Origin of the sequence: Streptomyces sp. SBT349 (assembly GCF_001083795.1) — a bacterium.
GTDB lineage: Bacteria > Actinomycetota > Actinomycetes > Streptomycetales > Streptomycetaceae > Streptomyces.
The window spans coordinates 1-11,358 of record NZ_LAVK01000257.1; the positions used below are offsets into that span (position 1 = coordinate 1).

General features: G+C 74.9%; 9 protein-coding genes and 1 pseudogene. 5 read left to right on the forward strand and 5 right to left on the reverse strand.

Annotated elements, in window-relative coordinates; translation table 11 throughout:
• Positions 1-138 precede the first annotated feature (138 nt).
• On the reverse strand, positions 139-636 hold the full coding sequence (locus ADY01_RS25815) for an adenylyltransferase/cytidyltransferase family protein (protein ID WP_049578309.1): 498 nt from the start codon (positions 634-636) through the stop codon (positions 139-141).
• Positions 637-809: 173 nt separating this feature from the next.
• Between ADY01_RS25815 and ADY01_RS25820 the strand changes: the two genes are divergently transcribed.
• From ADY01_RS25820 to ADY01_RS25830, 3 genes are read left to right on the forward strand one after another with little or no spacing between them, the layout of a single operon-like run.
• On the forward strand, positions 810-2,060 hold the full coding sequence (locus ADY01_RS25820) for a glycosyltransferase (RefSeq protein ID WP_049578311.1): 1,251 nt from the start codon (positions 810-812) through the stop codon (positions 2,058-2,060).
• Positions 2,057-3,817 (forward strand): lipopolysaccharide biosynthesis protein, encoded by a 1,761-nt coding sequence (locus ADY01_RS25825; protein ID WP_234320415.1) that lies wholly within the window; start codon positions 2,057-2,059, stop codon positions 3,815-3,817. Before ADY01_RS25820 ends, ADY01_RS25825 begins: the two co-directional genes overlap by 4 nt.
• A 35-nt stretch (positions 3,818-3,852) precedes the next feature.
• Entirely contained in the window at positions 3,853-5,070 is a 1,218-nt protein-coding gene (locus ADY01_RS25830) for a hypothetical protein (RefSeq protein ID WP_049578313.1), read from the forward strand.
• A gap of 364 nt (positions 5,071-5,434) precedes the next feature.
• On the opposite strand, the gene ADY01_RS25835 is transcribed toward ADY01_RS25830, so the two are convergent.
• Both ADY01_RS25835 and ADY01_RS25840 read right to left on the reverse strand, forming a co-directional pair.
• A complete protein-coding gene (locus ADY01_RS25835) occupies positions 5,435-6,379 on the reverse strand; it encodes a M20/M25/M40 family metallo-hydrolase (protein WP_049578323.1) in 945 nt (314 codons plus the stop codon).
• 129 nt (positions 6,380-6,508) lie between these two features.
• Positions 6,509-7,954 carry an O-antigen polymerase gene (locus ADY01_RS25840; RefSeq protein ID WP_234320416.1) on the reverse strand — a complete coding sequence of 482 codons (1,446 nt, stop codon included), beginning with the start codon at positions 7,952-7,954 and terminating at the stop codon, positions 6,509-6,511.
• Between the two features lie 153 nt (positions 7,955-8,107).
• On the opposite strand from ADY01_RS25840, the gene ADY01_RS25845 reads away from it, so the two are divergent.
• Together ADY01_RS25845 and ADY01_RS25850 are read left to right on the forward strand one after the other, a co-directional pair.
• Positions 8,108-8,929, forward strand: coding sequence for an MOSC domain-containing protein (locus tag ADY01_RS25845; RefSeq protein WP_049578315.1), 822 nt, complete (start codon positions 8,108-8,110; stop codon positions 8,927-8,929).
• The gene (locus ADY01_RS25850) at positions 8,926-10,065 is read left to right on the forward strand and encodes a glycosyltransferase (RefSeq protein WP_049578316.1); all 1,140 of its coding nucleotides are present in this window, start codon (positions 8,926-8,928) and stop codon (positions 10,063-10,065) included. Before ADY01_RS25845 ends, ADY01_RS25850 begins: the two co-directional genes overlap by 4 nt.
• A 110-nt stretch (positions 10,066-10,175) precedes the next feature.
• Here ADY01_RS25850 and ADY01_RS25855 read toward each other — a convergent pair whose 3' ends face one another.
• Complete coding sequence (locus tag ADY01_RS25855) at positions 10,176-11,009, reverse strand: glycosyltransferase family 2 protein (RefSeq protein ID WP_049578318.1); 834 nt, start codon at positions 11,007-11,009, stop codon at positions 10,176-10,178.
• A pseudogene (locus tag ADY01_RS25860) lies at positions 11,006-11,358 on the reverse strand (hypothetical protein); the annotation flags it as partial. The gene ADY01_RS25855 and the pseudogene ADY01_RS25860, both read right to left, overlap by 4 nt.

Sequence of the window (11,358 nt, forward strand, 5' to 3'; positions counted from 1 at the left end):
CGCCGCCCCCCCGACGCCGCCCTCCGGGCCGCGCGCCGTGGCGCTGCTCCCGGTGGACTACGGGACGCTGTGCGCGCTGTTCCTGCTGCTGGGCAGCGAGAGCGCGTTCCGGGTGGGCTACGCGGTGCTCTGCGGGGTCTATGTGCTCTTCTGCGCGGCGTTCTCGGTCAAGTGGTTCCGCGAGCTGTCCGCCCTTTCGGCCGCTTCCACCCGGCCACCCGTCAACGCATCGAGCGCTCCCCTGAGTTGAGTGCTGGACGTGTGCACGGTGTACGGGAAGTAGACGATCTGGACGCCCACCGTGGCGAAGTCCCGCTCCAGGCGCCGCCCCTTGGGGGTGCCGCGCCAGTCATCACCCTTGAACAGCACGTCGAACCTGATCTGTTGCCAGGTCTCCAGCTTGTCCGGGACGGTCTCCACGAACGCGGCGTCCACGTACCGGATGGAGCGGACGATCTCCAGCCGCTCCACCAGCGGGATCACCGGCGGCCTGCCCTTGGCCCGCGCCGCCATCTCGTCCGAGACGACGCCCGCCACCAGGTAGTCGCAGCGGCTCCTGGCGTGCCGCAGGATGTTGACGTGCCCGACATGGAAGAGGTCGTAGACCCCTGGTGCGTATCCCACGGTGTGTGGCATCAGCCCGACCCCCCACTGGTCGCAAGGCGTTCACCGGATTCACGCGCTCTTCACGCGTGACCATCCCGACGACCCTAGCGCCACATGGCGTAGCAATTCTGCGCGTAGGCTGGATACTTACCGTTGTCGTGCCGCTGCCGGCGCCGGCGGACCCCCTCGGGAGGAGACCCACAGTGGGCGAACGGCTGCTGCTCGTGTCCACCAACTACGCGCCCGAGCAGGCCGGAATCGGCCCCTACGCCACCCAGATCGCCGAGCACCTGGCCGCCCGCCGCGACGCCGAGGTCCACGTGCTCGCCGGGATGCCGCACTATCCCGCCTGGCGCCTGGATCCCGCCTACCGGGGGAAGTGGCGGACCGTGGAGAAGCGCGCGGGAGTGCTCGTCCACCGCAGGCGGCACTCCGTTCCCCCTCGCCAGACCGCCGCCAGGCGCGCCCTGTACGAGGCGTCCATCCTGGCCCACGGCCTGCTGGCGCCGCCGCGCATGGCCCGCCCGCACGCGGTGCTCGCGCAGGTGCCGAGCCTGGCCGGCGGCCTGCTGGCCGCGCGCCTCGCCGGGCGTCACCGCGTTCCCTATCTGCCCATCGTGCAGGACCTGATGGGCGCCGCCGCCGCGCAGAGCGGCATCAGCGGCGGGGGCCGCGCCGCCTCGGCCGCCTCCGCGGTCGAACGCCGCATGCTGCGCGGGGCGACCCTGGTGGGGGTCATCCACGACAGCTTCCGCCAGCGGCTCACCGCCCTCGGTGTGCCCGCCGACCGCATCAGGCTCGTTCCCAACTGGTCGCACGTCGCGGCGCCCTCGGCCTCCAGGGCACGGGTGCGGGAGCGGCTCGGCTGGCCGCCGGAGGCCACCGTCCTGCTGCACTCGGGGAACATGGGCCTCAAGCAGGGCCTCGACGTGCTGATCGAGGCGGCCCGCCGGGCGCCGGAGCTGCGCGTCGTGCTGATGGGCGACGGCAGCCAGCGCCCCCGGCTCGCCGAACTGGCCGCGTCCGTGCCGGGCGTGGAGATCCTGCCGCCCGCCGCCGACGAGGACTTCCCCGACGTGCTCGCCGCCGCCGACATCCTGGTGGTCACCCAGCGCGCGGCCGTCCTCGACATGAGCGTGCCCTCCAAGCTGACCTCCTACTTCCGCGCCGGTCGCCCCGTGCTGGCCTCGGTCGCCGCCGCCGGCGGCACCGCCGAGGAGGTGCGGCGCTCCGCCGCCGGGCACCTGGTCGCGCCCGAGGACCCGGCCGCGCTCGCCGCCGCCGCCCGCGAGCTGGCCGCCGACCCGGCCGCCGGTGACGCGCTGGGGCGGCGCGGCGCCGAGTACGCCGCCACCCATCTGTCGCGGGCCGCCGGGCTCGACCGCGTCACCGCACTGCTCGACGAGGCGCTCGCCCTGGCGGGCGGCGCCTCCCCGAAGGGAAGAAGGAGATGAGCGCGGTGCGCGAGGACCCGCGGATCGGCACGGGCGGCCCCGGCGGCGCCGGCGGCCAGGACGAACCCGACCTGCTGCGCGACCAGTTCCGCCAACTGCTGCGCTACCGCCTGCTGATCGTCTGCGGCATCCTCCTCGGCCTGGCGGGCGGCGCCTGGCTCGGACTCTCGGGGAACGAGGCGTACATCGCCACCAGCGAGGTCACCGTCCGCGTTCCGACCGCCGACCCGTTCGCCGCCTCGCCGGTGGACCGCGTGGCCATGGGCTCCGAACGCCGCACCGCCGTCAGCGACATCATCGCCGGACGGGCCGCCGACGCCCTGGGCGAGCCGGGCGCGGCCGGTGAGCTCAAGCGCGGCCTGACCGTCACCAACCCGCCCAACACCGAGGTGCTGCGCTTCGCCTACTCCCACGGCGACCCGGAGACGGCGGCCGACCGCGCCAACGCCTTCGTCGCGGCGTACCTGGCCAACCGGCGGGCCGACGCCGAGGAGTCCATCGCGCACAACGTCGCCTCGTTCGAAGGCCAGCGGCAGCCGCTCCTCGACCGCCGCGACCAGCTGGAGACCGAGCTCGACGGCCTCGTCGAGGGCAGCTCGACCTACGACAGCGCGGTGGCCGACCTGTCCCATGTCACCGGCCAGATCTCCGAGATCAACGCGCAGATCTCCAGCCTCCAGGCGCTCGACACCACCGGCGGCCGGATCATCACCGAGGCCACCCCGCCCGGCAGCCCCGCGGGCCCCGGGCTGCCGCTGCTGCTCGGCCTCGGCTATGTCGTCGGCATCGGCCTGGGCCTGCTCGCCGCCTGGGTGCGGCTGGTGTTCGACCCCACCGTCCGCTCGCCGGGCGACGTGACCCGCGCCCTGCGCGCCCCCGTCCTCGGCGTCCTGCCCCGCACCGGGCGCGGCCACCCCGACCAGCTGCTCGCCGCCGGGCGGCTGGCCGAGGAGTACCGGTCCGTGGCGTTCCGGCTGGCCTACGACGAGGCGTTCGCGCAGCGCCGCAGGCTGCTGGTCGTCGCGCCCCGCGGCTCCATCGAGACCCCGCTGGCCGCCTCGGTCAACCTGGCCGCCGCCTTCGCCGAGATGGGGATGGACGCCCTGCTGGTGGAGGCCGACCTGCGGACGCCGACGCTCGCCGAGCAGCTGCGCCACACCGACGGGGGGCGCCGCCCCGGCTGGGCCGGGGCGCCCGGGTACCGGGAGGGCACCTGGCCCGCCGGCTCCAAGGTGCCGATCGACGCGGGCGAGTCCGGCATCTTCGACCTGGTGCCGGGACGCCGGGTGCGCAACGTGCCGCGCGCCCTCACCGCCCCCGCCGCCACCCAGCTCATCTCCCACGCCGACGCCAAGGGCGCGGTCGTGGTGGCCCTGGCCCCCGCCGTCCTCTCCTACGCCGACGCCATAGCGCTGGTGGACCGGGTGGACGGGGTGCTGGTGGTCTGCGACCCCGGCCAGGTGCGGCGCGACGACCTCGCCCGGGTGCGGGAGCTGGTCGTCGGCGCGGGCGGCACGCTGCTCGGCGCCGTGCTGCACTCCTGGGGCGGCGGCCAGGAGGCGGACCGCGGCGAGGCCAACGCCACCGAGGTGCCCGGCACCCGACCGCGGGTGGCCAGCGTCGACTCCCGCGAGCGCGAACAGGAGCGGCGCGCCGCCCGCGCCACCCAGCAGGACTACCGCGACGTGGGCTCGGAGACGCTGGGCCTGCGCGTCCTCGACCCGGCCGACCTCGACGACGGGTCCCCCCGGCCGTGAGCAGCGACCACATAAGCCGACCCGCCGGGGCCTCCGTGCCCGGCTCGGCCCCCGCCTCCGCGGTGGTCGCCTCCGTGGCCGACCAGGGCGTGGCGGCGTTCACCAACATCGCCGTCGTCATCGTCGCGGCGCGCCAGTCCACCGCGGACGGGTTCGCCTCGTTCGCCATCGTCTACACCGTCTTCACGCTGCTCCTCGGCCTGACCGGCGCCTATGTCGGCCAGCCGCTGGCGCTGCGCCGCGGCCGGGAGACGTCCCTGCACCGGCACTGCCGGGCCTCGGCCGCGTTCACCCTGGCCGCCTCCGCCGCGCTCGGCGCGGTGCTGGCCCTGGCCACGTTCGCGCTGCCCGGCCGGCTCGCGGCCGGGCTCGCCGCGCTGGGCGTCGTGCTGCCCGTGGTGCTGACGCAGGACGCGCTGCGGTACACGTTCGCCGTGCTGCGCCGCCCGCAGCTGGCGCTCGTCTCCGACCTGCTGCGCTGCTCGGTGGTGCTGCCGCTGCTCGCGGCGCAGCCGCACGGCACGGACCCGGGGCGGATGGTGCTGGTCTGGGGCCTGTCCGCGCTGCCCGCCCTGGCGCTCTCGGCGCTGCTGCTGACGCGCCTGACCCGCGGCGCGGGCGTCCCCGTCGTGCGGGCGTTGCTGGACCGCCGCCACCTCGGGCGCCGCTTCGCCGTCGAGTTCGGCGTCGGCAACGCCTCCTCCCAGCTCGCCGTCGTCGGCCTCGGCGTCTTCGCCTCCGCGCCGGCGGTGGGCGCGCTGCGTGGCGCGACGACGCTGTTCGGGCCGATGAACGTGCTGTTCAACGCGGCCACCGGGTTCGGCCCTCCGCTCCTCGCCCGGCACGGGGGCGCGCACCGGCAGGCGCGGATCGCGGGGACGGCGGGGGGCGCGCTGGCGGCGCTGGCCGCCGCGCTCACCGTGGTGCTCTCCCTGCTCCCCGACCGCGCCGGGCGTGAACTCCTCGGTGATACCTGGGCGTTGGCGGCCGACCTGCTCCCCGCCACCGGCAGCCAGTACGCCGCCATGGCGCTGGGCACCTGCGGGCTGCTGACCCTGCGGGTGCTCACGCCGCGCGCCACGCTGCCGCTCCAGGTGGTCTTCTCGGCGCTGTCGGTGTGCTTCCTGCTGGCCGGCTACGCGATCGGCGGCATCACGGGCGCGGCCTGGGGCCTGGCCCTGGGCTCGGCATGCAAGGCGACGGCCGTCTGGGCACGCGTGGCACTCGAACTGCGCACGGTGGTACGCACCTGAGCGCCCGAGGGCTCCGCCCGACCCTCGCGCTGTGCGTTGGTGCGGCCCGGCGCTCAGGGCTGAGCGCCGGGCCGCACTCCCACCGGTCCGCGCGCCGACGCGCGCTCGGGGCTGCGCCCGGTTTCGCGTTGGTCGGTGTGTTGGTGCGCGTTCCGGTTGTGGGTGCGGTCTGGGCTCGGGGTTGAGTGCCTGTCCGGTTTCCCCGCTGGTCCGTGCGCCGGTGCGCGCTTCGGTCTGCGCTCGGGGCTGAGCGCTGTCCCTGCGCCTGTCCCCGCGCCGGTTGGTGCTTCCGTTTCCGCGGCTGTCCCTCAGGCGGTCCGGGCGCGGGATTCGCGCCGGTTCTCGTGCCGGTTCGCGGCGTCACTCAGGAGCCGAGCTCCCATACGGCGTGCGCCAGCGCGTCCGCGTTGCGGTCGAGGGCCGTTTCGTCGATGTTGTCGAGCCCGTCGCACGCCTGGTGGTAGCAGGGGTCGAACGCGAGCCCCTCCTCGCCGCCCCACTGCGCCGCCTGGGCGGCGGTCATCACGCGGCCCGCGCCGGTGAAGACGCCGCCGACCGGGATCCCTACGCCGTCGAACGCCACATGGTCGGAGCGGCCCCGCACCTCGGCGGCCGCCTCGGTCGTCACGCCCTGCGCGGTGAACCAGTCGGCGAAGACGGCCTCGATCGCCGGGTCGTCGTCGTAGACGAAGTAGCCCGCGTTGGGCGAGGCGACCATGTCCGCGTTGAGGTAGGCGGAGAAGGACGCGAGCTCCTGGTCCGTGAGCGAGTCGACGTAGTGCCGGGAGCCGACCATGCCCAGCTCCTCGGCCCCCCACCACCCGAACCGCAGCCGCCGCTCCGGGGTGAGGCCCGACTCCGCGACGGCCAGGGCGACTTCGAGGACGGCGGCCGAGCCGGAGCCGTTGTCGCTGATGCCTGCGCCCGAGACCACGGAGTCCAGGTGCGCCCCCGTCATCAGGATCTCGTCGGTGGCCGCCTGCGGCCACTCGGCGATCAGGTTGTAGCCGGTGACGCCGCTCTGGGTGAACTCCTGGCGCACCGTCTCGAATCCGGCGGCGTCCAGCTGCTCCTGGAGGTGGTCGACGGAGGCCGTGTAACCGGGGCGGCCGTGGGCGCGGTTGCCGCCGTTGGCCTCGGCGATGGCGGCCAGATCGGCGAGTTGGCCGGTCAGGCGGTCCAGCGGTATGTCCGGGGCGGCCAGTGGTGCGGCCGGCGCGGCGGCGGCCGACGCGGGGAGCGCGGTGAGCGCGGTGAGCGCGAGACAGGCGGTGAGGACGGCGAGGGGGGCACGGGTGGGACGCAACACGACGGCGGCTCCGGTGACGCGGTGGGGGCGCGAAGATGTGGGGGGTGGCTCGAACATGAGGATCGAACGCCCCGCGCCCGCCGTCAAGAGCACCACCACCACCGCGCCCCCCGGCGCCCCCCGCGCCGTTCAGTCGAGGCGCGCCCGCCGGTTGTCGCGCAGGGTGGTCACCAGCAGCAGGCAGACCACCGCGATGCCGATCCGGCCCGACGCCTGGAGCAGCGAGCCACGCAGCAGGATGAAGCTGTACCCGGCGAGCACCGGGACCACGACGGCCAGCACATTGCCGGGTGACGGGTCGTCGAGCGTGCGCCGCACATAGCGCCGGTCGGTGCGCCCCGCCAGGTACCCCACCGCCAGCATCCCCGCGCTCATGCCCAGCGGACCGAAGTCCAGCCAGAGTTCGGCCCAGAGGGGGGAGGAGAGGTTGGCGCTGCTGGTGCCCATCCAGCCGCCGACCAGGAAGCCGGTGTCCTCGGGCTTGCCCTCCCACACGCCGCGCGGCACGAAGAACAGCGCGGCGCCCGCGACCTGTTCGCCGTAGGTGTGGCCGTTGCCGTCGGCGGCGTAGGTGATGGTGTTGGCGAACATGTTGAGCTGGTCGTAGTCCTTGACGACCAGCGGTTCGAGCAGCGCCTCCGACTCGACCGGCCGCCGCCCGTCCTCGTCGTACCGGAAGCGGTCGGTGAAGGGGAAGACGAGCAGCGCGATCACCACGCCCAGCGCGAGCGACGCCCGGTACATCACGGTGCTGCGCGGGAACACCGTGAACAGCAGCGCGAAGAGCACCGTGAGGAACCAGTAACGCGGGTTGGAGATCGGGTTGTTGACGATGGCGTTGACCACCACGAGCCCGGCCCACGGCAGCACCACGGACGGCAGCCTGCGGGCGGCGCGGGACGTCACCAGCCAGCGGGTGAGGAACAGCAGCGCCAGCAGCGCCGGCACCGTGCCGAAGCCTCGCAGCAGCGCGTTGCCCGCCTCACCTCCCGCGTCGCCCGCCTGGGCCCCGGTGGCCTCGCTCAGGCTGGTGCTGATCTCCTGGCGGCTGGTGAAGAAGACGCCGGGCCCACCCAGCTGGACGATCAGCAGCGCGCTGGCCACATAGGCCAACGCCACGAGCAGCCACAGCCGTTGGCGGTGCACGGTGGCCGGCGGGCGGCGCCTGGTGGTGATCGCGGGACGGTGTCTGGCCAGCAGCGCGCCCACGTCGAAGGCGGCCATGCCGCAGAGCACCAGCGCGGTGGCCAGCTGGGTGTCCTCGCGCGGGCCGAGCACCGGGGTGGGGTCGCGGCCCAGCACGCTCTGCGCCAGCGGCGCGATGCCCATCGCCAGATAGCAGAACAGCCAGAAGGCGCCCTGGATCAGCCGCCGCCGCCCGGAGAGCACCATCGCGCACAGCCGCACGCCCGCGTAGCAGGCCACCACGAGCTGGAGCCAGAACGCGGTGTCGCGCAGCCCCTCGCCGGGCTGCGCCGCGACCGCCAGCGGCAGCGCCCCGACCAGCCCGCCGATCAGCGGCACCGACAGCGGCCGGGACAGCACCGCGCGGCCGGGCACCTGGGTCGTCGCCACCCGCGTCCCCTCTCAGACTGCTCGACGAGTTCGCCGTAGAAGTCCCGCACCAGGGTGAGGCGCAGGGCGCGGACATGAAGGTAACACCCCGCAGTCCCACGGCTCTTCACCGAATCCCGACGGAACGGGCGCGCGGGGTGGCAGGATGACGGCATGATCGTGGTCGCCGAGCTGCACACCTATCCGGTCAAGGGCTGCGCGGGGGTGCCACTGGCGGGCGGGCCGCTGACCCCGGCCGGGCTCGCGCACGACCGCGCCTTCCTGGTCACCGATCCGGCCGGTGTCTTCCGCACCCAGCGCCGCGACCCCGCGCTGGCGCTGATCCACCCGCGCGTGGACGAGGGCGGCGAGCTGCTGACCCTGGCCGCCGAGGGGGCGGGGGAGATCGCCATCCCGGTGCGCACCGGCGGCGAGCGGCGGGCGGTCACGCTGTTCGCCGCGCACTACCGGGGCATCGACCAGGGCGAGGAGGCCGCCGCCTGGCTCACCGCCGTGCTCGGCGTCCCCAGCCGCCTGGTCCGCGTGCCGCCCGAGCACCACCGCGTCACCGACGGCGAGACGCCCGGGACGGCGGGCTGGGCCGACAGCGGCGCGGTGCACCTGCTCGGCGAGGCCAGCCTCGCCCATCTCAACGCGCGCATCGCCGACGCGGGCCGCGCCCCCGTGGACATGGCGCGTTTCCGCCCCAACATCGTGGCCACCGGCTGGGAGCCGCACGCCGAGGACCTGGCCCGCCGCATAGCCGTCGGCTCCGCCGAACTGGCCTACGCCAAGCCCGCGAAGCGCTGCGCGGTCACGGTGGTCGACCAGGAGCGCGGCACCCGCGCCGGTCCCGAGCCGCTGCGCACCCTCGCCACCTACCGCCGGCACCCCGACGGCGGTGTCACGTTCGGCGTCAAGCTCTCCGTGGTGCGCGCGGGAAAGGTCTCCGTCGGCGACCAACTCACCGTGCAGAGCCCGGAGAACACCGCATGAGAATCCTGCATGTGGTGACGCTGCACACGCCGACCCACGCGTTCGGCGGGCCCACGCGCGTCGCGCTCAGCCTGTGCCGGGGGCTGCGCGAGCGAGGCGAGGAGGCCACGCTGATCGCGCTCGGCGACGGCTTCCCCGGCCCGCTGCCGCGCCAGGTGGAGGAGGTCCCGGCCCGGCTGTTCCGGGCGCGGCACGTGCTGCCCCGCTTCGAGGTCAGCGGCATCACCTCGCCCTCCCTGCTGGCGCGGGCGTGGCGCCTCGCCAGGTCGGCCGATGTCGTCCACGTGCACCTGATGCGGGACCTGATCACGCTGCCGTTCGCGCTGGCCGCGCTCGCGGCCGGGACGCCGCTGGTGCTCCAGACGCACGGCATGGTGGACCCGACCGAGAAACGGGTGGCCCGGCTGGTGGACGCCCTCGGCGTGCGACGGGTGCTGCGGCGCGCCGACGCCGTCCTCTATCTCACCGACCGGGAACGGCGCGAGACGGCCGCCGTGGTGGCCCCCGCGCCCATCGCCCCGCAGCACCGGCTGGTCAACGGTGTGGCCGCCCAGCCGGAGCGGCGCACCGCCCAGGGCCCGCCCGTCATCCTCTACCTGGCGCGGATCCAGGAGGGCAAGCGCCCCGGGGACTTCGTCGCCGCGATGCCCGCCGTGCTGGCGCGCCACCCCGACGCGCGCTTCGTGCTGGCCGGGCCCGACACCGGGGCGCTCGCCGAGACGCTGGCGCGGGCCGAAGCGCTGGGCGTGCGCGGGGCGTTGCACCACATCGGCCCGGTGGACGGCCGGGAGGCGGTGATGGCGCTGCTGCGCTCGGCGCACGTCTTCGTGCTGCCGTCCGTGCAGGACGCGTTCTCCGTCTCGGTGCTGGAGGCGATGTCGGTCGGCACGCCGGTCGTGGTCACCGGGACCACCGGCCTGGCGCCCGACGTGGCCCGCGCCGGGGCGGGCCGGGTGATCCCCGACGGCTCCGCCGTCGCGGACGCCGTCCTCGACCTCCTCGACCCGGCGGCCAACGAGAAGTCCTCCTCGGCCGCGTTCGAGCTGGTCCGCGCCGACTTCACCCTCGGTGGCGTCCTCGACACGCTCCAGCGGGTCTACGCGCGGGTGGCCCCCCGCCGGCCCCTGACGCGGTGAGGCCGGCCGCCCGCCGCGCCGGGCCGTCCGCGCCGGGCCGTCCGCGCCGGGCCGTCCGCGCCGGGCCGTCCGCGCCGGGCCGCCGCCCCCCGCGGCGGAGGGCGCGGCGCTCAGCCGGTGTCCTGGCGGGCCTCGCGGGTCTTCAGGCCGATCTGCCAGCGGTAGAAGCTCATCGCCAGCGCGTAGTCCAGGCCCGCGCGGCCGTCGAGGAAGCCGAGGCGGAAGAGGTAGGAGTACCCGAACGACAGCAGCGGCTTGAACGGCGCGCGGTGGAACACCTGGCCCTGCCGCGTCTTGGCGGCACGGATCTGCTCCCGCACCTCCGGGTGGAGTTCGAGCCACGCCTCCCAGTCCGAGTACCGGTTGTGCCGCTCGAACCAGGTCCGCACCGGGTCCAGGTCCAGGTGCTCGATCGGCGCGCGCAGCCGGAACACCGGCTCGGCCAGCGGCTGGTAGTGCCCCTCCTGCTCGCCCATCCCCGGCGCCGCCAGGTCGTCGGGCTCGGGGAAACGGGTGCGGGTGCGGTCGAGCAGGGCCCGTTTGACGATGGTGTAGCCGTGCCGCAGCCGCCGCCCGGCGAACCAGTAGCGCAGCGGGATGTCGAACGCCGCGGGCCGCACCTCGCGGCCGTCGAGGAAGATCCGGCGCAGTTCGAGCAGCAGTTCCGCGCTGGGCGTCTCGTCGCCGTCGAGGAACAGCAGCCAGGGGAGGTCCGGGCGCACGTGCTCCAGGCACCACTGCTTCTTCTTCGGGTAGCGGCCGTCCCACGTGTAGGGAACGACCTCGGCGCCCTCGGCCTTGGCCAGCGCCCTGGTGTCGTCGGTGGAGTCGGAGTCCACCACGACCACGGCGGCGAAGTGGCCGATGGCCGAGCGCACGGTGGTCGCGATGTTGGCGGCCTCGTTCTTCGTGGGGATGGCCACCACGATGGGCAGTCGCGTCACTCTTCTCCTCGGGCTTCCGTCAGAAGGTCGGCGTACTCGGGGCACAGGTGCTCGATCGCGGCCTCGGCCTCGGCGATCTCGCCGTCGCGCAGCGCGGCGAGAGCCGCCTCGCGGTCGTGGCGCTCCAGGTAGTCCAGCCGGTCGCACGCCTCGGAGCCGAGATCGAGGATGGCGCCCGGGTCCGCGCCCTCGGGGACGCGGTCGGTGAGATAGTCCTGCTGCTCCTCACTGAACTCGCCCTCGGGAGGCGTGAGTTCGTCGGTCGGAACGGTGTCGTCCGGGATGCCGTCGTCCTCGCCCTCCCCCGCGGGGGCCCCGGACGGGGCGGCCGACGCGGCACCCCCGCCAC